Source organism: Streptosporangium pseudovulgare (genome assembly GCF_014648055.1).
In the GTDB taxonomy this organism is placed as follows: domain Bacteria; phylum Actinomycetota; class Actinomycetes; order Streptosporangiales; family Streptosporangiaceae; genus Streptosporangium; species Streptosporangium pseudovulgare.
In genome coordinates, this window is sequence record NZ_BMQJ01000006.1 from 13,619 (window position 1) to 35,186 (window position 21,568).

18 protein-coding genes are annotated in these 21,568 nt (G+C 70.6%); 8 read left to right on the top strand and 10 right to left on the bottom strand.

What is annotated here, in order from left to right; translation table 11 throughout:
* Nucleotides 1-65 precede the first annotated feature (65 nt).
* The 8 genes from gyrA to dnaA all read right to left on the bottom strand — a co-directional run bounded on the left by gyrA (nucleotide 66) and on the right by dnaA (nucleotide 12,146).
* Nucleotides 66-2,588 (bottom strand): DNA gyrase subunit A, encoded by a 2,523-nt coding sequence (gene gyrA / locus IEZ10_RS13645; protein ID WP_189246878.1) that lies wholly within the window; start codon nucleotides 2,586-2,588, stop codon nucleotides 66-68.
* A 63-nt stretch (nucleotides 2,589-2,651) separates the two neighbouring features.
* Nucleotides 2,652-4,610, bottom strand: coding sequence for a DNA topoisomerase (ATP-hydrolyzing) subunit B (gyrB, locus tag IEZ10_RS13650; protein ID WP_189246879.1), 1,959 nt, complete (start codon nucleotides 4,608-4,610; stop codon nucleotides 2,652-2,654).
* Between the two features lie 309 nt (nucleotides 4,611-4,919).
* Nucleotides 4,920-5,546: a DciA family protein gene (locus tag IEZ10_RS39925; RefSeq protein ID WP_268246310.1), complete on the bottom strand. Its 627-nt coding sequence runs from the start codon at nucleotides 5,544-5,546 to the stop codon at nucleotides 4,920-4,922.
* Entirely contained in the window at nucleotides 5,536-6,759 is a 1,224-nt protein-coding gene (gene recF / locus IEZ10_RS13660; protein ID WP_189246880.1) for a DNA replication/repair protein RecF, read from the bottom strand. Before recF ends, IEZ10_RS39925 begins: the two co-directional genes overlap by 11 nt.
* Before the next feature lie 132 nt (nucleotides 6,760-6,891).
* Nucleotides 6,892-7,833 carry a phosphogluconate dehydrogenase (NAD(+)-dependent, decarboxylating) gene (gnd, locus tag IEZ10_RS13665; protein WP_189246881.1) on the bottom strand — a complete coding sequence of 314 codons (942 nt, stop codon included), beginning with the start codon at nucleotides 7,831-7,833 and terminating at the stop codon, nucleotides 6,892-6,894.
* 36 nt (nucleotides 7,834-7,869) lie between these two features.
* Nucleotides 7,870-8,607, bottom strand: a complete 738-nt coding sequence (locus IEZ10_RS13670; protein WP_229811240.1) for a 3-keto-5-aminohexanoate cleavage protein — start codon at nucleotides 8,605-8,607, stop codon at nucleotides 7,870-7,872.
* A gap of 179 nt (nucleotides 8,608-8,786) precedes the next feature.
* Nucleotides 8,787-9,926, bottom strand: a complete 1,140-nt coding sequence (gene dnaN, locus IEZ10_RS13675; protein WP_189246882.1) for a DNA polymerase III subunit beta — start codon at nucleotides 9,924-9,926, stop codon at nucleotides 8,787-8,789.
* Nucleotides 9,927-10,496: 570 nt separating this feature from the next.
* A complete protein-coding gene (dnaA, locus tag IEZ10_RS13680; RefSeq protein ID WP_506004880.1) occupies nucleotides 10,497-12,146 on the bottom strand; it encodes a chromosomal replication initiator protein DnaA in 1,650 nt (549 codons plus the stop codon).
* Nucleotides 12,147-12,901: 755 nt separating this feature from the next.
* Between dnaA and rpmH the strand changes: the two genes are divergently transcribed.
* The 8 genes from rpmH (at nucleotide 12,902) to IEZ10_RS13720 (ending at nucleotide 18,576) form a co-directional block, all read left to right on the top strand.
* On the top strand, nucleotides 12,902-13,039 hold the full coding sequence (gene rpmH, locus IEZ10_RS13685; RefSeq protein ID WP_010849920.1) for a 50S ribosomal protein L34: 138 nt from the start codon (nucleotides 12,902-12,904) through the stop codon (nucleotides 13,037-13,039).
* A 110-nt stretch (nucleotides 13,040-13,149) separates the two neighbouring features.
* A complete protein-coding gene (gene rnpA / locus IEZ10_RS13690) occupies nucleotides 13,150-13,524 on the top strand; it encodes a ribonuclease P protein component (protein ID WP_179821623.1) in 375 nt (124 codons plus the stop codon).
* Nucleotides 13,524-13,802, top strand: a complete 279-nt coding sequence (gene yidD / locus IEZ10_RS13695) for a membrane protein insertion efficiency factor YidD (RefSeq protein WP_179821626.1) — start codon at nucleotides 13,524-13,526, stop codon at nucleotides 13,800-13,802. Before rnpA ends, yidD begins: the two co-directional genes overlap by 1 nt.
* Before the next feature lie 4 nt (nucleotides 13,803-13,806).
* Nucleotides 13,807-14,754: a membrane protein insertase YidC gene (yidC, locus tag IEZ10_RS13700; protein ID WP_189246884.1), complete on the top strand. Its 948-nt coding sequence runs from the start codon at nucleotides 13,807-13,809 to the stop codon at nucleotides 14,752-14,754.
* Nucleotides 14,755-14,788: 34 nt separating this feature from the next.
* On the top strand, nucleotides 14,789-15,286 hold the full coding sequence (locus tag IEZ10_RS13705) for a Jag family protein (protein ID WP_189246885.1): 498 nt from the start codon (nucleotides 14,789-14,791) through the stop codon (nucleotides 15,284-15,286).
* Between the two features lie 337 nt (nucleotides 15,287-15,623).
* Nucleotides 15,624-16,334 carry a 16S rRNA (guanine(527)-N(7))-methyltransferase RsmG gene (gene rsmG, locus IEZ10_RS13710; RefSeq protein ID WP_189246886.1) on the top strand — a complete coding sequence of 237 codons (711 nt, stop codon included), beginning with the start codon at nucleotides 15,624-15,626 and terminating at the stop codon, nucleotides 16,332-16,334.
* 324 nt (nucleotides 16,335-16,658) lie between these two features.
* Nucleotides 16,659-17,492 carry a ParA family protein gene (locus tag IEZ10_RS13715; RefSeq protein WP_229811241.1) on the top strand — a complete coding sequence of 278 codons (834 nt, stop codon included), beginning with the start codon at nucleotides 16,659-16,661 and terminating at the stop codon, nucleotides 17,490-17,492.
* A 70-nt stretch (nucleotides 17,493-17,562) separates the two neighbouring features.
* Nucleotides 17,563-18,576 carry a ParB/RepB/Spo0J family partition protein gene (locus IEZ10_RS13720; protein ID WP_189246887.1) on the top strand — a complete coding sequence of 338 codons (1,014 nt, stop codon included), beginning with the start codon at nucleotides 17,563-17,565 and terminating at the stop codon, nucleotides 18,574-18,576.
* Between the two features lie 820 nt (nucleotides 18,577-19,396).
* Here the strand turns inward: IEZ10_RS13720 and IEZ10_RS13725 are convergent.
* Nucleotides 19,397-20,455, bottom strand: coding sequence for a threonine aldolase family protein (locus tag IEZ10_RS13725; protein ID WP_189246888.1), 1,059 nt, complete (start codon nucleotides 20,453-20,455; stop codon nucleotides 19,397-19,399).
* Between the two features lie 116 nt (nucleotides 20,456-20,571).
* A complete protein-coding gene (locus tag IEZ10_RS13730; RefSeq protein ID WP_189246889.1) occupies nucleotides 20,572-21,528 on the bottom strand; it encodes a D-alanine--D-alanine ligase family protein in 957 nt (318 codons plus the stop codon).
* Nucleotides 21,529-21,568: the final 40 nt, after the last annotated feature.

Here is a 21,568-nt window from a genome sequence, read left to right on the forward strand (position 1 = left end):
GTTACCTGATCGCGTGTCGACGAGGAAGCCGAACGTGGACCCTTTTTGCCCTGGGCACCCACGCGTTACTCCCCTTCGCCGTTCTCCGGGGCCGCAAGGGCCTCGGCGTTGTCACGGGCCCCGGCGGCCTCGGCGTTGCGCGCGAGCGCCACGACGCTGTCACCTTCCGCGAGATTCATCAGACGTACCCCCATGGTCTGGCGACCGGACTGCTTGATCTCCCCTGCGCTGGTCCGGATAACCCCGCCGTTGGACGTGATCGCGAAGACCTCGTCCTCCGGCCTGACCATGGCAGCACCCACAAGCTTGCCACGGGAGCTGACGATCTTAGCCGTCAGGACACCCCTGCCGCCCCTTCCCTGGACCGGGTACTGGTCGGCCGGGGTGCGCTTGGCGTAGCCGCCCTCGGTGGCGACCAGCACGTCGTCACCGTCGGCGATGCGGTTCATCGCCAGCAGCTCGTCGCCCTCCAGGAACCGCATGCCGATCACGCCGCTGGTCGCCCGGCCCATCGGGCGCAGCGCCTCGTCGGTGGCGGTGAAGCGGATCGACTGGGCGCCGCGGGAGATGAGCAGGAGGTCGTCGTCCTCGGACACCAGCCGGGCGGCGATCACCTCGTCGTCCTCCCGGAGGTTGATGGCGATGAGACCGCCCGAGCGCGGCGAGTCGTACTCCGCCAGGCGCGTCTTCTTCACCAGGCCGTGCCGGGTGGCCAGCACGAGGTACGGAGCGACGTCGTAGTCACGCAGGTCCAGGACCTCCATGATGACCTCGTCGGGCTGCATGGCCAGGAGGTTCGCCAGGTGCTGGCCGCGCGCGTCGCGGGCGGCGTCCGGCAGCTCGTACGCCTTGATCCGGTAGACGCGGCCCCTGTTGGTGAAGAACAGCAGCCAGTGGTGCGTCGTGGTGACGAAGAAGTGGTCGACGATGTCGTCCTGGCGCAGCTGGGCGCCGCGCACCCCCTTGCCGCCGCGCCGCTGCGCCCGGTACAGGTCGACGTTGGTGCGCTTGGCGTAGCCGCCGCGGGTGATCGTGACGACCATGTCCTCCTCGGCGAGGAGGTCCTCGATCGACATGTCGCCCTCGTAGGCGATGATCTCCGACTTGCGGTCGTCGCCGTACCTGTTCACGATCTCGGTGAGCTCGTCGAGGACGATCGTCCGCTGCCGCTGCGGCGAGGCCAGGATGTCCTGGTAGTCGATGATCTGTGCCATCAGCGCGTCGTGCTCGTCGGTGATCTGCTGCCGCTCCAGGGCGGCGAGCTTGCGCAGCTGCATGTCGAGGATGGCCTGCGCCTGGACCTCGTCGATCTCCAGCAGCGTCATCAGGCCGCCCTGGGCGGCCGACGCCGACGGCGAGCGCCGGATCAGCGCGATGACCTCGTCCAGCCGCTCCAGCGCCTTGAGCAGCGCGCGCAGGATGTGGGCGCGCTCCTCGGCCTTGCGCAGGAGGTAACGGGTACGGCGGACCACGACCTCGATCTGGTGCGTCACGTAGTGGCGCACGAACTGGTCCAGCCGCAGGGTGCGCGGCACCCCGTCGACCAGGGCCAGCATGTTGGCGCCGAAGGTGGTCTGCAGCTGGGTGTGCTTGTAGAGGTTGTTCAGCACGACCTTGGCGACCGCGTCGCGCTTGAGCACGATCACCAGGCGCTGGCCGACACGGGAGGAGCTCTCGTCGCGGACGTCGGCGATGCCGTTGATCCGGCCGTCCTTCACCAGCTCGGCGATGGACAGCGCCAGGTTGTCCGGGTTGACCATGTAGGGCAGCTCGGTGACGACCAGGCACTGGCGGCCCTTGGCGTCCTCCTCGACCTCCACGATCGCCCGCATGGTGATCGACCCGCGGCCGGTGCGGTAGGCGTCGTCGATGCCGCGGCGGCCCACGATGAGCGCGCCGGTGGGGAAGTCGGGACCCTTGATCCGGGCGATCAGCGCTTCCAGCAGCTCGTCGTCGTCCGCCTCGGGGTTCTCCAGGCACCACTTGATGCCGTCGGCGACCTCGCGCAGGTTGTGCGGCGGGATGTTCGTGGCCATGCCGACCGCGATGCCGGCCGAGCCGTTGACCAGGAGGTTCGGGAACCGCGAGGGGAGGACCAGCGGCTCCTGCGAACGCCCGTCGTAGTTGGGCTGGAAGTCGACGGTCTCCTTGTCGATGTCACGGATCATCTCCATGGCGATCGGCGCGAGCTTGCACTCGGTGTACCGCATGGCGGCCGGCATGTCGTTGCCGGGTGATCCGAAGTTGCCCTGGCCGTCGACCAGGGTGTAGCGCAGCGCCCAGGGCTGTGCCAGCCGTACGACGGTGCCGTAGATCGACGAGTCGCCGTGCGGGTGGTAGGAGCCCATGACGTCGCCGACGACGCGGGAGCACTTGAAGTAGCCCCGGTCGGGGCGGTAGCCGCCGTCGTACATGGCGTACAGCACGCGGCGGTGCACCGGCTTGAGCCCGTCACGGACGTCGGGCAGCGCACGGGACACGATGACCGACATCGCGTAGTCCATGTAGCTGCGCTGCATCTCCGACTGGATGTCGACCGGCTCGATGCGCTCTGCTGGCTCTGCGGGCGGAGTGTTCACGTCCGTCACGGGTGATGGGTCCTTTTCGAAGAGAGGTCTGTACGGCTGCCGCTACGCGTCGGGGGACCGCCGCTACACGTCGAGGAAGCGGACGTCCCGTGCGTTCCGGATGATGAAGGAGCGGCGTGCCTCGACGTCCTCGCCCATCAGGACGCTGAACAGCTCGTCGGCCTGCGCGGCGTCGTCGAGGGTGACCAGGCGCAGGACGCGGCTCTCGGGGTTCATCGTGGTGTCCCACAGCTGGCCGGCGTTCATCTCGCCCAGACCCTTGAACCGCTGGACGCCGTCGTGCAGGCGCGGGTCGCGCCTGCCCCGGTCGATGCCCTCCTGGATGATCGCGTCACGCTCGGGGTCGGAGTAGGCGTAGGAGGCGTCCTCGCCCCGGCGGTCCCACTTGATCTTGTAGAGCGGCGGCTGGGACAGGTAGACGTGCCCGGCCTCGATCAGCGGACGCATGAAGCGGAACAGCAGCGTCAGCAGCAGAGTGTTGATGTGCTGGCCGTCGACGTCGGCGTCGGCCATCAGGATCAGCTTGTGGTAGCGCAGCTTGGAGATGTCGAACTCGTCGTGGACGCCGGTGCCCATGGCGGTGATCAGCGCCTGGACCTCGGCGTTCTTCAGGACCTTGTCGATCCGCGCCTTCTCCACGTTCAGGATCTTGCCGCGGATGGGCAGGATCGCCTGGAAGCGGGAGTCGCGGCCGCCCTTGGCCGAGCCGCCGGCCGAGTCGCCCTCGACGATGAACAGCTCGCACTTCTCCGGGTCGCTCCACTGGCAGTCGGCCAGCTTGCCGGGCAGCCCGGAACCGGCCTCCAGCAGCGACTTGCGCCGGGTCAGGTCGCGGGCCTGGCGGGCCGCGAGACGGGCGCGGGAGGCCTGCAGGGACTTGCTGATGATGTCCTTGGCCTCGCCGGGGTTGCGCTCGAACCAGTCGCGCAGGTGGTCGTTGCAGGCCTTCTGCACGAACGACTTGGCCTCGGTGTTGCCCAGCTTGGTCTTGGTCTGGCCCTCGAACTGCGGGTCGGCCAGCTTCACCGAGATGATCGCGGTGAGTCCCTCGCGGATGTCCTCGCCGGTGAGGTTGTCGTCCTTGCCCTCCTTGAGGAACTTCTGCTCGCGCGCGTAGCGGTTGACGATCGACGTCAGCGCCGCGCGGAAGCCCTCCTCGTGGGTGCCGCCCTCGGCCGTGTTGATGGTGTTGGCGAAGGTGTAGACCGACTCGGTGTAGGAGTTGTTCCACTGCATCGCGATCTCGACCGAGATCCCGTCGCCGTTCTCCTCGAAGTCGATCACCGAGACGTGCGCCGCCTCCTTCTTCGAGTTGAGGTGCTTGACGAAGTCGGACAGGCCGCCCTCGTAGTGGTAGATCACCTCTACCGGCCCACCCTCGCCGTCCTCACCGGCGGAGTGGCCGGGGCGCTCGTCGCGCAGGGAGATCGTCAGGCCCTTGTTGAGGAAGGCCATCTCCTGGAAGCGGCGCGAGAGCGTCTCGAAGTTCCACGTCGTGGTCTCGAAGATGGTGGGGTCGGCCCAGAAGGTGATCGACGTGCCGGTCTTCTCGGTCGGCTCGCCCTTCTCCAGGGGCGCCGTCGGCCGGGAGTCCGCGTAGGACTGCCGCCAGTAGTGGCCGTCGGTGAGGATCTCCACCTCCAGCCTGGTGGACAGCGCGTTCACCACGGAGACGCCGACGCCGTGCAGACCACCGGAGACCGCGTAGGACTTTCCGTCGAACTTGCCTCCCGCGTGCAGCACGGTCAGGACGACCTCGACCGCGGGCCGCTTCTCGACGGGGTGCATGCCGACGGGGATGCCACGGCCGTTGTCCACGACCCGCACGCCGTTGTCGGCGAGGAGGGTGACCTCGATCCTGTCGGCGTGACCGGCGAGGGCCTCGTCCACGGAGTTGTCCACGACCTCGTAGACGAGGTGGTGCAGACCGCGTTCCCCGGTCGAGCCGATGTACATGCCTGGGCGCTTACGGACCGCCTCAAGCCCTTCGAGAACGGTGATTGAGCTAGCGTCGTAGGACAAGTGCGGAATCCTCCTGCCGCGGACACGCAGCGGGGACCCGATTAAGCCCCGCCCTGCCCGTCACCGTCGTGAATGCCCCGATGCGCCCACCCGGGGGAGTCGGCCTCGCAGGCCGGGGTGTCACGCAAACGGACGTGTCCGGAATTCGGTTCCATTCTAGCGGCTCGGGACGCGTGATGCGGCATTGACGGGCTCCAGAAGCCTCTCTAGCGCGTCCACCCTCCATTTGGGCATCCCCCCTCGGGGGTGGGGGGTCATCGCGCGAGAGGGGCTGCTGATCCGTTTTCGGCGTCAGCCGGACCACCGTGATCAACCGTACGTGTCACCTGGGCCCCGGCTGCCGGTGACCCGGAGGCCGCCGGGGCGTGGGCCGTGCTGCGGACCGCGCACCCGCACCCGCTGCACCGTGCCGTCCCCGAGCTCCTCGTTAAGCCGTCTGACCAGGGTTCTCGCCAGCAGGCGCACCTGGGTGGCCCAGGCCGTGGAGTCGGCGGACACCACGACCTCCCCGTCGGCGAAGGTCTCCGGCCGGGTGTGGGAGGCCAGCTCCGGGCCCACGATCTCGGGCCAGCGGCCGAACACCCCGCCCACCGCGGCGGGCCGCTCCCAGCCCCGGTCGGCCAGCAGGTCGGCGATGGCCCGGCCGAGGAGCTGGGGGTCGCCGCCCTCCCTGCGGGCGCCGGACGCCGCGCGCCTGGGCTCGCGCCGCGGCAGCCTGCCGCGGCGGGCCGCGTCGGCCTTGGCCTGGGCCAGCTTCTCCCTGGCCAGCGCGGCGCCCCGGGCCGCGGTGCCCGCGGCCGCCTCTGCCGCCGCCGCGGCGCCGGTCCCCGTACCGGGACCCGCCCCGGGTACGGCGCTCCCGCCGTCCGCCCCGGAGTCCCCGGAGCCGCGCGCGGGCCGGTCCGGCCGGTCCCGCGCGGCGTCGTCAGCGGACACGCCCGACACTCCCCTCGGTCACGTCGAACCGGGCCCCGGCCAGCTCCGGCGGCACGTCGGCGGGCACGGCGGCGGTGATGAGCACCTGCTCGGCGGGGGCGACGATCTCCGCCAGGCGGCGGCGCCGGCGGCTGTCCAGCTCGGCGAAGACGTCGTCGAGGATGAGGACCGGGTCGCCGCCGTCGGCCCGCAGCAGGTCGTAGGCGGCCAGCCGGAGGGCCAGCGCGAACGACCACGACTCCCCGTGGCTGGCGTAGCCGCGCGCGGGAAGGTCTCCCAGGCCCAGGAACAGGTCGTCGCGGTGCGGGCCGACCAGGGTGACGCCGCGCTCCAGCTCGGCGCTCCTGACCTCGGCCAGCGCCTCGCGCAGCCGCTTCTCCAGGACCGAGCGGTCGGCCGGGTCCGCGCCGTGCCCGGTGTCCGCGGCGCCCTCGCCGTCACCGGCGTCCGGCGCGTCCCCGGGCAGCGTGCCGCGGTAGACCAGGCCGGCGGGGGCGGAGTCGGGGGCCAGGGCGGCGTAGGAGGCGGCGACCAGCGGCCGCAGCGCCTCGACCAGCTCCAGGCGGGCCGCGAGCAGCTCGGCGCCGTATCTGGCGAGGTGGGCGTCCCACACCTCCAGCGTGCTCAGCGGGTCGCCCGCCCCTGCGGCGGCGAAGCCCGCGTCGTTCTCGGCCCGGCGCCCGCTCCGGCCGCCGCGCCGCGCCTGCGCCGCCGTGCGCAGCAGCGCCCCGCGCTGCTTGAGCACCCGGTCGTAGTCGGCGCGGACCCCGGCGAAGCGGGGCGTCCTGGCCACCAGCAGGTCGTCGAGGTAGCGGCGCCGCTCCGACGGGTCGCCCTTGACCATCGCGAGGTCCTCCGGCGCGAACAGGACCGTGCGCAGCAGCCCGACGGCGTCACGGGCGCGGGAGATCGGCGAGCGGTTCAGCCGGGCGCGGTTGGCCTTTCCCGGGTTGATCTCCAGCTCGACCAGGGCGCGGCGGTCGTCCCGCACGACGACGCAGCGGACGATCGCCCGGGCCGCCCCGTGCCGCACCAGCGGCGCGTCGGTGGCCACCCGGTGGCTCGACTGCGTCGCGACGTAGCCCAGCGCCTCGACCAGGTTGGTCTTCCCCTGCCCGTTGGGCCCGACGAAGGCCGTGACGCCCGGCTCCAGGCCGAGGTCTGCGGTGTCGTAGGACCGGAAGTCGGTCAGCGAGAGATGGGCGACGTACACCCCTCGAAGACTAGCCGCACCCCGGGGGTCGCGGTCGGCCCCGTCCGCCACGGGCGGCCGTCGCGAGGGTGCCCGTACGGCCGCGCGCCCCGCGTCTCCCGCGGCGGGGTGCGCGGCCGTACGGGCGCCGCGTCACCTGTCGGCCTCCGCCGGCGGGACGACGTCGGCGCCCGGGGCGTCGGCGCCCTTGGCGACCTGGCCCTCCTTGGCGGTGACCGCGTGGCCGCCGAACTGGTTGCGCAGGGCCGCGACGACCTTCATCGCCGGGGAGTCGTCCTGCCGGGAGGCGAACCTGGCGTACAGGGCGGCGGTGATGACCGGCAGCGGCACCGCGTGGTCCACGGCGGCCTGGACGGTCCACCGGCCCTCGCCGGAGTCCTGGGCGTAACCCTTCAGCTCCTCCAGCCCGGGGTCCTCGTCGAGGGCGCGGACCAGCAGGTCGAGCAGCCAGGAGCGGATGACCGTGCCGTTGCGCCAGCTCTTGAAGGCGCCGGCCACGTCGGTCACGACGTCGGAGGCCTCCAGCAGCTCCCAGCCCTCGGCGAAGGCCTGCATCATGCCGTACTCGATGCCGTTGTGGACCATCTTCGCGAAGTGGCCGGCGCCGATGCCGCCCGCGTGGACGAAGCCGCCCTCCTCGGGCTTGAGGGTCTCGAAGATCGGCATCAGCCTCCGGACGTCCTCGTCGGAGCCGCCGGTCATCAGCGCGTAGCCGTTCTCCAGGCCCCAGACGCCGCCGCTCACGCCGCAGTCGACGAAGCCGACGCCCCGGGCGCCGAGCTCCTCGCCGTGCTTGCGGTCGTCGAGGTAGTGCGAGTTGCCGCCGTCGATGACGATGTCACCGGGCGACAGCAGCTCGCCGAGCTGCTCGACCGTCGCCTGGGTCGGCGCGCCGGCCGGCACCATGACCCACACCGCGCGCGGCGCCTGGAGCCGGTCCACCAGCTCCTTCAGGTTCGCGACGTCGCTGATCGACGGGTCGCGGTCGTAACCGACCACGTCGTGGCCGCCGCGGCGCAGGCGCTCGGCCATGTTGCCGCCCATTTTGCCCAGCCCGATCATGCCGATTTGCATACGAGCACCCCCTCTTATTCGGGTTTCTTCATCCATCTACGTCAGGCGCGCCATCGCAAGCCGTACCAGATCGGCGTTTCCAGCAACGGGGTCGCCCACAGGGCTGTGGAGGACGTCCTCCAGGCCGACACGCGTGGCCAGACCCATCTGCCCCGCTTCATCCACAAGTATCCAGGTCGGCTCCTCCTCACCGTGAAGGAGCCGCCGCCCGGGGACGCCCAGCTCGTCCAGGCGGGCGAGGACGGCGTGCGCGCGGGACACGGCGGTGCCGGCCGGGCCGCCGATGATCTCCACCAGCACCCGCAGGCACTCCAGGCCGCTCGCGGCGAGCGCCTCGGCGTCGGCGGTGGACCAGACCCCCGCCTCGACGTCCACACCGAGCTCGCGCAGGTCGTGCCAGAGCTCGGCGAAGCCGGGCTCCGAGAGGTTCACGGAGGCGAAGTCGGGCCGGTCCTCCGGCGGCAGCCCCGCCCAGCCCCGTACGGCCCGCCGCCGCTCCCCGGCGTCCCCGCCGGATATCCACAGGCCCGTGCTGACGCCGACGGGCATGCCGGGGCACGCCCGCCGTACCTCGCGGACGGCCGCGCCGATGTGCGCGGCGCTGAGAGACTCTCTGCCGGTCTCGTCACGCGGATGCATGTGGACGGCCGACGCACCCGCCTCACAGGCCTCACGGGCCTCCTGAGCGAGCTGCAGGGGGGTCAGGGGCAGAGCGGGGTGCTCGCCGAACCTCCTCGAACCGTTGAGGCACGCCTTCAGCATGATCTCGGTCACCGGTGAACCGTACCCGGGCCCGCCGCGCGCTCACCCGGCGGGCGGCCCGAGCCGGCTCGGCGGGCGGCGCGGTGGGCAGTGCGCCCCGCCCGCCGGCGCCGCCCTCGCGTCACCCGGGCGCCCGCCGCGGTACGGCACGGCGCGTCCCGCCGGGACCGGGCCACCGGGGCCGGACCGCGTCAGCTCGACAGCCGGATCGGCATGATCAGGTAGCGGTAGTCGGGGGTCCCGCCGTCGTCCACGGGCTTGCCGCCGGTGAGGATCGCCGGCTTGGTGGAGGTGGTCATCTGCAGGCGGGCGACGTCGGAGTCGATCGCGCCGAGCCCCTCCAGCAGGAACTGGTGGTTGAAGGCGATGTTGATGTCGTCGCCGTCGAAGTCGACGGGCAGCACCTCGACCGCCTGGGCCTCGTCGCCGGTGCCCGCCTCCAGGACGACCTCGCCGCCGCGGAAGGCCAGCCGGACCGGGGTGTTGCGCTCGGCGACCAGGGCCACGCGCTTGACGGCCTCGACGAAGGCGCCGGTGGACAGGTCGGCGCGGGCGGAGAACTCCGTGGGCAGCAGCGAGCGGTACTTGGGGAACTCCGGGTCGAGCAGCCGGGTGGTGGAGCGGCGGCCGGCGCTGGAGAAGCCGATCATGCCCTCGCCGGTGCCGCCCGCCGAGCTCAGCGCGATCTCGACCTCGGCGCCGGTGCTGCCCAGGGCCTTGGCGGCGTCGGCGAGGGTGCGGCCGGGGATCATGGCGATCGCCGAGAAGTCGGGCTGCCCCGGCTGCCACTTCAGCTCGCGCACGGCCAGCCGGTAGCGGTCGGTGGCGGCGAGGGTCACGGTGTCGCCCTCGATCTCCACGCGCACGCCGGTCAGCATCGGCAGGGTGTCGTCCTTGCCCGCGGCCACGGCGACCTGGCCCACGGCCGAGGCGAACACGTCGCTGCCCACCCGGCCGGCGGCCGGCGGCATGGCCGGCAGGGAGGGGTAGTCCTCCACAGGCATGGTGAGGAGTGTGAACCGGGCGCTTCCACAGGTGACGACCGCCTTGGCGCCGTCCACCACGAAGTCCACAGGCTGTGCGGGCAGCGCCCGGGTGATCTCGGCGAGGAGCCGGCCCGAGACCAGCACCACGCCCGCCTCGCCGCTCTGGGGTTCGAGGGTCACCTCCGCGGAGACCTCGTAGTCGAAGCCGGAGAGCTTGAGCTGGCCGCCCTCGGTGACCTCGAGGCGCATGCCGGCCAGCACCGGCACGGAGGGACGCGCCGGAAGGCTGCGCGCCGTCCATGCGACCGCCTCAGCGAGGACGTCTCGCTCGATCCGGAACATCACGGGGATCTGCCTCCTGTGTGGCGAGCGCCCTTCGCTCGCCGCCTTGGGTTCGGGTGTTCACTGTCCCGCACCTGTGTGCTCCGGGACCCCTCTATGGGTCTTGAAGTTCTTAGAGAGATACATGGAGTCATCACAGTAGGGGCGGTGGAAACTGTGGAAGACCATCGTTTCCGCAGGTCAACTATAGTTTTTTCATCCACCGGGGGTGTGGGTGAAGGGTGTGGAGAACCTGGCGGCCTGGGGACAACCGAGCTGTACCCACAGGCCGTCCCCAGATCAAGGGGTGTTCATCCACCGGTTATCCACGAGGTTTCCCCAGGTTATCCACTGGGTAAGAGACCGTTTTGTCCTTGGGGAAAACTCTCCCCACAGGGCGTCCACAGGTTGTCCACGAGTTCTCCCCAGCTTTTCCCCAGGTTCTCCCCAGGTTCGTCCCCAGGCGCCGAAACCGATTCGAGTTCGGCCGCAGGTGATGATCATGACTGAATGCCCCGATAATTCACCTTCGGGCGACTCATACCTTCAGTCCACAAGGTTTTCCACAGCCTGTGCATCACGCGGTGGCGCGTCTCATCCGCCGCGCGACTGCTGCTTGATCCTCGTGGTCAGCTCGTTGACCTGGTTGTAGATCGAACGACGCTCCGCCATGAGGGAACGGATCTTCCGGTCGGCGTGCATGACCGTGGTGTGGTCCCGGCCGCCGAACTGCTGCCCGATCTTCGGCAGCGACATGTCGGTCAGCTCCCGGCACAGGTACATGGCGATCTGCCGGGCGGTGACCAGGACCCGCGAGCGCGAGCCGCCGCACAGGTCGTCGACCGACAGGCCGAAGTAGGCGGCGGTGGACGCCATGATCGTGGCGACCGTTATCTCCGAGCCGGCGTCCTCGGTGATCAGGTCCTTGAGCACGACTTCGGTGAGCTGCAGGTCGACCGATTGCCGGTTGAGGCTGGCGAACGCCGTCACCCGGATCAGCGCCCCCTCCAGCTCGCGGATGTTGGTGGAGATCCGGCTGGCGATGTACTCCAGCACCTCCGGCGGCGCGGCCAGCCCCTCCTGGATCGCCTTCTTGCGCAGGATCGCGATGCGGGTCTCCAGCTCCGGCGGCTGGACGTCGGTGATCAGACCCCATTCGAACCGGTTGCGCAGCCGGTCCTCCAGCGTGACGAGCTGCTTGGGCGCCCGGTCGCTGGAGATGACGATCTGCTTGTTGGCGTTGTGGAGGGTGTTGAAGGTGTGGAAGAACTCCTCCTGCGTCTGCTCCTTGCCCTCCAGGAACTGGATGTCGTCCACGAGCAGGATGTCCACAGCCCGGTAGCGGGCGCGGAAGCCGTCGGCCTTGTGGTCGCGGATGGAGTTGATGAAGTCGTTGGTGAACTCCTCGGAGCTCACGTATCTCACCCGCGCGCCGTCGTAGAGGCTCTGGGCGTAGTGGCCGATCGCGTGCAGCAGGTGGGTCTTGCCCAGGCCGGAGTCACCGTAGATGAACAGCGGATTGTACGCCTTGGCCGGCGCCTCGGCCACCGCGACCGCGGCGGCGTGGGCGAACCGGTTGCTGGAGCCGATGACGAACGTCTCGAAGGTGTACTTCGGGTTCAGCCGGGCCGGCTCGCCCTGTGGACGGCCGCCGCGGCCGTCCCACCTGTTCTGCGTCTGGGCCGGCGGCGGGCCGGGCACGGGCGACGGCCGGTCGAAGGCGTCGCTCTCCGGGCGGGGCGGCGCCGGCCGCGGGTCGTACCCGCCGGGGCCCGCCGGACCTCCCGTGCCCGCCGGGCGGTAGCCGTCGGGGCTCGCGGGGCCGTAGCCGTCGGAACCGCCCTGACCGTAACCGCCGGAACCCGCGGGACCGCCGTGACCGCCATGACCACCGTGACCGCCGGAGCCGCGCTCACCCGGGCGCTCCGCCTCCGCGTCGTCCGCGGGGAGGTACGGCTGCGCCGGCTCGTCCATCCGCCCGTACGGATAGGGAAACCGTCCACCCTGTGGCTGACGCTGTGGATAACCGGTGGACGACATCACCCCGGAGCCCGGGTCACGGTAGCCGTCCTGGGCGGCGATACCGTCCCCGAGCTGCGGTGACATGGGCTGTGCATAACCCTGTGGCTGCCCCGGGCCCTGTGCGTAACCCGACGCCGGAGCCTGTGGATAAGTGTCGCGCCGGGGCGAGACCGCGGTCTCGGGGCCGGCCGCCCCGGGATCGACCATGACCGCGACCTTCATGGGACGGCCGAACTCCGCCGACAGCGCGTGGCTGATCAGGGGACGGAGCTTGTTCTCCAGGACGTCGCGGGCGAAGTCGGTGGGGGCGGCGAGCACCACGGTGTCGTTCATCAGGCCGAACGGCCGGGTCATGCCAAGCCAGACACGCTGCTGGGACGGGACGCTCTCGTTGAGGGAGTTCTCCAGCGCGCGTGCCCACATCGCGCCGAGATCCACGTCATCCACGGCCCGGCTCACCTCCTCCGACGCGGCCCCCGACCGAGCTTCACCGCGACTCCCGTTATCCACAACCGGCGGCCGCCGGGCCCACCGGGTCCTCCCGCCGTCCACCCGCCGGGCGCCGCGGCGGCCCATCGGGCCACCGTCCGGAATCCACAGGCAATCCACACGGTGTACACAGCCCCGCGCCCGCCGCCCCGCGCATCGTCGCAGCGGAGAGTAGGTCTGGAAGGGCCGACAGTAGTCTTGTCCACATCTCTGTTCAAGACGTTGTCCACAGCCTAGTGGCAGTACGGGGGAGGCTGGGTGCATGCCCTGTGGATGGCGGGGCGGCGGTGGACGAAGGGGCTGTGGATTCGTGGACGAACCGTCGGCGGCCCGCCCGCCGGTTTGACCTGGGACACGCGGGCACCGTAACGTACGACGGTCGGCTTACCACGCGGCGGCTATTTCGCATGCCCCGCCTCCGGTAAGCCAGCCACTCTGTCAAGCGTCCCCATGTGCTGGGGGCCGCGCCTTGAGCCTGGAGCCCACTCGTGAGCAAGCGTACTTTCCAGCCGAACAACCGTCGTCGCGCCAAGACCCACGGCTTCCGGCTCCGTATGCGCACCCGCGCCGGCCGCGCCATCCTGGCCGCCCGCCGTCGCAAGGGCCGCGCCGAGCTCTCCGCCTGACGTATCCAGGCCCGGTCCGCCGGGCCAGGGCAGCAGCGTCTCGTCGCCCGCCGGCCGTGACAGCCGGCGGGCGATAGCCGTACCTGCCCGGATCCCACGAAGACCCACTCGTGCTGCCGTCCGAATCCCGCATGCGCCGGGGCGAGGAGTTCGCCAGCGCGGTCAGAAAGGGAGGCCGAGCAGGCCGCCCCACCCTGGTCGCGCACTTGAGCATGCGCCCGGAGAGCGGTGAACCGCCGCTGGTGGGGTTCGTGGTGAGCCGGGCCGTGGGAGGCGCGGTCGTCCGCAACCGCGTCAAGCGCAGGTTGAGACACCTCGTGCGAGAACGCCTGGATCGCCTCCCGCGAGGTAGCCTGCTGGTTGTACGCGCCAATCCACCGGCCGCGTCCGCGCGAAGCGAGCGCCTTGCCGCCGAACTCGATGTCGCGCTGGATCGTTTACTCAGGCGGCGAGAGCCTCCCAAGGCTCGCATGGATGGGCGATGATGACGGCGCAGCAGACCGACGGCGGCACTCCCGCCGCCAGGACCCTGATGGCTCCTATCCGGTTCTACCGGGCCTACGTGAGCCCCCTGCTGGGTCCCCGTTGCCGTTTCCACCCCTCGTGCAGCGCCTACGGCCTGGAGGCCCTGGCCGTTCACGGCGCGTTGCGCGGCACATGGCTGACGATCCGGAGAATCGGGCGTTGCCACCCATTCCATCCCGGAGGTTTTGACCCGGTGCCCCCACGCCCGGTCCGGTCCGACGAAACGCAAGGGAGCTAGCTCCGTGGAGCTGTCCTGGCTGAATTGGCTGTACACGGCCGTCGCCCATGTCATCACCTGGATCCACCAGGGTTATAGCAGCTTCCTCTCTCCCGACAGCGGGCTGACCTGGGCGCTGACCATCATCACGCTGACCGTGCTGATGAGGCTGCTCATCTTCCCGCTGTTCCTCAAGCAGATGCGCTCGTCAAAGAAGATGCAGGAGCTGGCCCCGAAGGTCCAGGAACTGCGCAAGCGCTACAAGAACGACAAGCAGCGCATGAACCAGGAGGTCATGGCGCTGTACCAGGGGGCCGGGGCCAACCCGCTCGGCGGCTGCCTGCCGATCGTGGCCCAGTTCCCGATCTTCATCTCGATGTTCACCGTGCTGCGGGCGATGGCCGACGGTCACACCAAGTTCGGCATGACGAAGGAACTGGTCGACAGCGCCCGCGCGGCGCACATCTTCGGCGCCCCGCTGCCGGCCACCTTCTGGAGCAGCTCCGAGCAGATCCAGGCCCTCGGTGGCGCCCACCCGATCCAGACGAAGATCGTGCTCGCGCTCTTCGTGGCGGTCAGCTCGCTGACCACCTTCCTCACCGTCCGGCAGAGCGTCACCCGCTCGATGGCGCAGATGCCGGACAACCCGATGGCGCAGCAGCAGAAGATCCTGATGTACATCTCGCCGCTGTTCGCCATCTTCTCGCTGAACTTCCCCCTCGGCCTGATCCTCTACTGGGTCACCACCAACCTGTGGACGCTGGGCCAGCAGCACTGGTTCTACAGCCGCAACCCCTCTCCCGTGGTCGACGCCAAGGGAAACGTGGTGACCCCCGAGCCCAAGCCGGGCCTGCTGGGCAAGGTCAAGAAGACCGAGCCCCCCGCTCCTCCCGTCGAGCCGGCACCCAAGGTGATCCGCCAGCAGCCGACCCGTCAGCCCCGCAGCAAGCGGACCGGTAGCAAGAAGTCATGACGACTCATCCCCGACAGCACGAAGGAGTGGCGGAGTGACCGAGGCTGAGAAGGAGACCGCGAAGACGGCTCCGGACCTCGCCGCGCTGGAGCAGGAAGGCGAGGTCGCGGCGGACTACATCGAGGGTCTGCTCGACATCGCCGACATCGACGGTGACATCGACATGGACGTCGAGGGCGACCGCGCCGTCGTGTCGGTGGTGGACGTCAAGGGCGGCGACCTCGTCGGCGCCAACGGCGAGGTGCTGGAGGCGATCCAGGAGCTGACCCGGCTCGCGGTCCACCGCCAGACCGGCCAGCGGTCCCGGCTGATGCTCGACATCGGCGGCTACCGCGACCGCCGCCGGACGGAACTGCGTGACCTCGGCACCAAGGTCGCCGCGGACGTCAAGCGCAGCGGCGAGCCCAAGGCGCTGCAGCCGATGACCCCGTTCGAGCGGAAGATCGTCCACGACGCGGTCGCGGCGGCGGGCCTGCGGAGCGAGTCCGAGGGCGAGGAGCCCCGGCGCTTCGTGGTGGTCCTGCCCGCCTGACCTTCTGCGGCGGACACGAGAGCACCGGCCGCCGCCCCTGGTCCGTCCAGGGGCGGCGGCCTTTTTCGTCGGTGAACCCTCTTCCCCGGGGCACGGCTTCCGTCTGCGGGCCGCCCCCTTCGGAGGCGGCTCTCATCGGCGGATGTCCCCTTCGGGCAGACCACCGGCGGTGGGCCGCCTTCCTCCGTCCTCCGGGTACGGCTCCCGGCGGCGGACCGCCCCCCGTCCGGACACGGCGGCCTTTCCCCGGTCCGCTTCGGTGTCTGCGGGCGAGGGTGGCCTATTAGCCTTAGAACGCCCTGACCAAGACAGTTTCCGAGAAAAGAGTGAACGTCGAGTGAGCGAGCAGATCCCCGAGCCGCCCGAGGTCGCGCGCGAGGTGTTCAGCGGCGACGCCTGGTCGAGAGCTGAGGAGTTCGCCGGGCTCCTGGCCGGTCCGGGGGTGGTGCGCGGGCTGCTCGGCCCCCGCGAGGTGCCCCGGATCTGGGATCGCCACCTGCTCAACTGCGCGGTGGTCGCCGAGGCCGTCCCCGCCGATGTGCGCCTGGTGGACATCGGCTCGGGCGCCGGCCTTCCCGGCCTGGTCCTGGCGATCGTACGACCCGACATCCAGGTCACGCTCCTGGAGCCGCTCCTGCGCCGGACGACGTTCCTCCAGGAGTGCGTGGACGCGCTGGGACTCGGCAACGTCGAGGTGCTGCGCGGCCGGGCGGAGGAGGTCGCGGGCCGGCGGGAGTTCGACGTGGCCTGCGCGCGGGCGGTGGCGCCGCTCGACCGGCTGCTGAAATGGGCGCTCCCCCTGCTGCGCGAGGGCGGCGAGCTCCTGGCGCTCAAGGGAGAGCGGGCGGCCGGGGAACTGGCGGACGCAGAAGCCCAGTTGCGGGCCAGCGGGGTACAAACCGCCGAACTTGTGTCCGTCGGGCACGGTAAGGTCGAGCCGCCGGCAACTCTCATCCGGGTGGTCGCCGGTCGGCTCCCCGGGAAAGCGCGCCAGGCGGCCCGCGGCAAGGACCGCGCCTCGCGGGCGAAGCGGACCCGACATCAGTAGGACAGCCGGACAGCAGTAGGCAGCCGGACAGCACCACCGGAAAGACCGAGCAAAGCGAGTACGAAGCCAGTGAATGACCGTGGAAAAGCGATCTCGGGCGCGACACGCGGTCTCGGCTGGCCCGAGAATCCCGTCACCCTGCCAGCGGGACACCCCGGTGGTCTGGGCTGGCCGGTCCCGGCTCCCGAAGCCGCGGCCCGGCCGGTCGAAAGGGCGGCGACCGTGACCCAGGTGACCCAGCCACCCCTTAGCCCCGGCGACTCGCCGCTGGTACGAGAGGCACTCAGTTCAGTGGTTTCACGTGAAACATCGGCCCAGACGACCATGACCACTCCGGGAAACTCCAGCGTGCCCCGGGACACCGTATGGCCGCGCCCGCCGAAGACCCGCATCTTCACGGTCGCCAACCAGAAGGGCGGGGTGGGCAAGACCACCACGTCGGTGAATCTCGCGGCGGCGCTGTCCATGCACGGCCAGCGGGTCCTGGTGGTCGACCTCGACCCGCAGGGCAACGCCTCCACGGCGCTTTCCATCGAGCACCGCGGCGACGTGCCGGACATGTACAAGGTCCTGGTCGAGGACGTACCGCTGGAGGAGGTCGTCAAGGAGGTCCCGGACATGCCGGGGCTCTACTGCGCCCCCGCGACGATCGACCTGGCCGGCGCCGAGATCGAGCTCGTCTCCATGGTCGCCCGGGAGGCGCGCCTCCAGCGGGCGCTGAACGCCTACGGGGCCGACGAGTTCGACTACATCCTCATCGACTGCCCGCCCTCGCTCGGCCTGCTGACCGTCAACGCCCTGATGGCCGCGAACGAGCTGCTGATCCCGATCCAGTGCGAGTACTACGCGCTGGAGGGCCTTGGCCAGCTGCTGCGCAACGTGGACCTGGTCCGCGCCCACCTCAACCCCACACTCGACCTGTCCACCATCCTGCTGACGATGTACGACGGGAGGACCCGCCTGGCCTCCCAGGTGGCGGAGGAGGTGCGGTCGCACTTCAGCGGCACCGTACTGAACACGGTCATCCCGCGGAGCGTCCGCGTGTCCGAGGCGCCCAGCTACGGCCAGTCCGTCATGACCTACGACCCGGGCTCCAGCGGCGCGATGGCCTACATGGACGCCGCACGCGAAATCGCCTACCGCGGCGCTGCCGTGTGAGCGCCCGGGGGCCTGTGGCTGTCATCATTACGAGGATCATTGGGGACGCCGACGTGAGCCGGGAGAGGCAGTGAGCAAGCCGCCGAGGGGACTGGGCAAGGGACTGGGAGCGCTCATCCCGACCGGCCCGGCCGTGACGGAGGTACGGACGCCGGTCCAGGAGCCGGTCGTGACCACCGGTACGACCGCTGCGGCGGTCATCATGGAGCCGGAACCGCCGGAGCTGCCGGAGCCACGGCGGCCCGAGCTGCAGCCGGTCGCGGGCGCCTACTTCCTTGAGATCCCGATCGGGAAGATCAGGCCGAACCCGCGCCAGCCCCGCGAGATCTTCGATGACTTCGCACTGGACGAGCTGGCCATCTCGATCCGCGAGGTCGGGCTGCTCCAGCCGGTCGTGGTCCGGGCGGTGGACGACGACTCCTACGAGCTCATCATGGGGGAGCGCCGCTGGCGTGCCTCCGAGCGCGCCGGACTCTCGGAGGTCCCCGCGATCGTCCGCGACACCCAGGAGGACAAGCTCCTCCTGGACGCCCTCATCGAGAACCTCCAGCGGGAGCAGCTCAACCCGCTGGAGGAGGCCGCCGCCTACCGGCAGCTCATCGATGACTTCGACGCGACCCACGAGCAGCTCGCCACCCGCATCGGCCGCTCGCGCGCCCACGTGACGAACACGCTGCGCCTGCTCAAGCTGCCGCCCAACGTCCAGCGGAAGGTCGCGGCGGGCACGATCACCGCCGGGCACGCCCGCGCGCTGCTGACGCTGGACGACCCGGCCGCCCAGGAGCACCTCGCCAACCGGATCGTGGCGGAGCTGCTGTCGGTCCGGGAGGTCGAGGAGATCGTGGCCGTCGGCGACGCCAAGGCCGCTCCGGCGCCCGCTCCACGGGCTCCCCGGGCGAAGCCGGCCGAGGAGCCGGGTCTCCGTCAGCTCGCCGACCGGCTCTCCGACCGGTTCGAGACCCGGGTGAAGGTCGACTTCGGCCGTCGCAAGGGACGCATCGTGGTGGAGTTCGCCACCATCGACGATCTGGAGCGCATCATCGCGACGATGGCCCCTGGCTCCATGGGGGACGGCGAAAGCTGACGGCTCGTCTGCGACGGTGGCCCGGTGTTTCACGTGAAACACCGGGCCACCGTCATTTCCGCCCCCCGCGGCAGACCGTCGCCGTTGCTCCATGATGGGCCGCCGCCATCTCCCCACGGAGCCAGGCCGCCGGTCGGGTCGCCCCTCATACCGTGCCGGTCCACCCCTTATGCCGAGTCGGACCGCCTCCGCGTCGAGTCGGACCGCCTCCGCGCCGCGCCGCCTCCGCGTCGAGTGGGAGCGCCCTCGTCCGCTATGCCCCGGCCACGTCCGCATCGGTTCCGCATCCCGCCCGCTGCCGCACCCGGCCGATCCCGCTCCACGGCTTCCTCCGGTGCGTGAGGCGGCAGCCGGTCGATGTTTCACGTGAAACATCGACGCCGCTATCCCGCCCGGTTCCATGAGGGGGCCGGTGTTTCGGCGCCGCGCCGGGCCGTCGTCGTTCCGGCTCCATCCGGCACTCGGTCCTGGCTGCACTTCGGCCGTCGCCATTGTCCGGGGGCTCCCGGTGGACGGGGAAGGTTCTCCTCCGAGGCCGCCGGGAAGCGGCGATGTTTCACGTGAAATAGTGACCGTCCATAGGCCCTTCGCTCCACTGCCGGGTCCCTGGTGAAGGCCCGGGCCTGTGCTCCAGAATCGGCTCTCGGACTTGTTTCACGTGAAACAACGACTGCCCCGGGTTCTCCGCTTTGGTCGCCGATCCGCCGAAGGAAACCTGGACTCTACGTTCAGGAGTCGTTTCTCGGCATCGTTTCACGTGAAACATCGCCGTCCGGACGGGCGGCCGCACCGGTCCGCCCAGCCGTACCGGGCAGAGGGGTCAGGCTCCGGTGGCCGCCTGTACGGCGAGCCGGATGTCGGCGAGGAAGGCGTCGATGTGTTCCGCCGTGGTGTCGAACGAGGTGACCCACCGGACCACGCGCTCCTCGGCGTTCCAGACGTGGAAGAGATACCGCTGCTGGAGTTCGGCGATCGCCTTCTCCGGAAGCGCCGGGAAGACGGAGTTGGACTGGACGGGGTAGCGGAGCGAGACCCCGGGAAGTCCTGTGACGCCCTCCGCCAGCCGACGGGCCATCGCGTTGGCCTGGGCGGCGTTCTCGCGCCAGAGCTCCCCGGCGAGGAGCGCGGCCAACTGGACGGAGACGAAGCGCATCTTGGAAGCGAGTTGCATCGCCTGCTTGCGGAGGAACAACGCGGAGGCGTCCAGCTCGGGGTTGAGGATGACGATCGCCTCGGCGCCCATGGCGCCGTTCTTGGTGCCGCCGAAGCTGAGCACGTCCACTCCGGCGTCCGTGGTGAGGGCGCGCAGCGAGCAGCCCAGCCCGGCCGCGGCGTTGGCCAGCCGCGCCCCGTCCATGTGCAGGAGAAGGCCGCGGGCGTGAACGAACTCCGCGAGCTCGGCGACCTCGTCGGCGGTGTAGCAGGTGCCGCACTCGGTCGCCTGGGAGATGGAGACGACGCGGGGCTGTGAGTGCTGGACGTTGCCCAGCGCCGAGAGCTGCCCCCGGACGTCCTCCACCGAGATCTTGCCGTCCTCCGCGGCGAGAGGGACCAGTTTCGTGCCGAGCAGGCGTTCGGGGGCGCCGCACTCGCTGGTGTTGATGTGCGCGCTGACGGGGCAGAGCACCGCGTCATAGGGCCGCAGGAGGAGACTCAGCCCGACGACGTTGGCTCCGGTGCCGTTGAACATGGGATAGACGGTCGCCCGGTCGCCGAACTCGGCGCGGAAGGCGTCCTCCATCTCCCTGGTCCAGCGGTCCCCGCCGTACGCGGGGGCGTCCCCGGTGTTCGCCTCGATGACGGCGGCCATGACCGCCGGGTGGACGCCCGCGTGGTTGTCGCTGGCGAAGCTCTTCGGAAATGGGGTGGAAGTCAGCACGGGACCACATTAGGACCTGTTTTGTGGATCTTCGCTGTAGCGAGGATCAGTCGGGCGGTCCCCATGGATCCCAGGCCCGCGCCGGGGTCCGTGCCGTGGCACGGACCCCGGCGGGGTCAGACCGTGCCGCGGGCGGCGGCCTGCTCCAGCAGCACCCGGCAGACGGTGCCGAGGTCGTCGCCGGCGGCTTCGACGGCCATCGGCAGGAGGGACGTCTCGGTCATGCCCGGGGCGACGTTGACCTCCAGGAAGTGCGGCAGGCCGTCCGAGTCGACGATGAGGTCCGTACGGGAGATGTCCCGCAGCCCCAGTGCGGTGTGCGCGGTCACCGCCATCTCGGCGCAGGCCGCGGCGACCTCGGGGGACAGCCGGGCGGGCGCGAAGAACTCGGTGTGGCCCGCGGTGTAGCGGGCCGCGTAGTCGTACACCCCTCCGTCCGGGACGATCTCCACGGGCGGCAGGGCCACCGGGCCCTCCCCGAGGTCGAGCACGGAGACGGCCACCTCGACGCCTTCGATGAACCGCTCGATCAACGCGGTGTCGCCGTAGGCGAAGCAGCCGACCATGGCGGAGGGCAGTTCCTCCGCCGTACGGACGACCGACGCGCCGAGCGCCGAACCGCCCTGGGACGGCTTGACGAACAGCGGCAGGCCCAGCCGCTCGACGATCCGGGACAGCACCTTGGACGCGCCGAGATCGTGGAAGGTCTCCTTCGGCAGGGTCACCGAGTCGGGCGTGCGGAGGCCGACGGAACGCACGACGGCCTTAGCGGTGGGCTTGTCGTAGGCCACCCGGCAGGCGTCGGGCCCGGCGCCCACGTACGGGACGGAGAGGAGCTCCAGCACCGAGCGGATGGCGCCGTCCTCGCCGGACCCGCCGTGCAGTGTCACGAAGGCCGCGTCGGGCGGGTCGGCGAGGACGGTGGGCACCAGGGAGGCGTCGGTGTCGCGGATCTCCACCGGGATCCCCGCCGCCCGCAGTACCTCGCCCACCCGGCGGCCGGAGCGCAGGGACACCTCACGCTCGTAGGACAACCCGCCCGCCAGAACGAGGACATGGCCCAGATCACTCACCCGAAACACCTCTCTTTTCCCACCCGTACCGCGTCCCGGT

Bases quoted from the DNA above. Each gene is read 5' to 3' on its own strand.
- gnd (WP_189246881.1), bottom strand. From the start codon at position 7,833: ATGCAAATCGGCATGATCGGGCTGGGCAAAATGGGCGGCAACATGGCC.
- dnaA (WP_506004880.1), bottom strand. From the start codon at position 12,146: ATGAAGGTCGCGGTCATGGTCGATCCCGGGGCGGCCGGCCCCGAGACC.
- IEZ10_RS13715 (WP_229811241.1), top strand. From the start codon at position 16,659: ATGACCACTCCGGGAAACTCCAGCGTGCCCCGGGACACCGTATGGCCG.
- yidD (WP_179821626.1), top strand. From the start codon at position 13,524: ATGACGGCGCAGCAGACCGACGGCGGCACTCCCGCCGCCAGGACCCTG.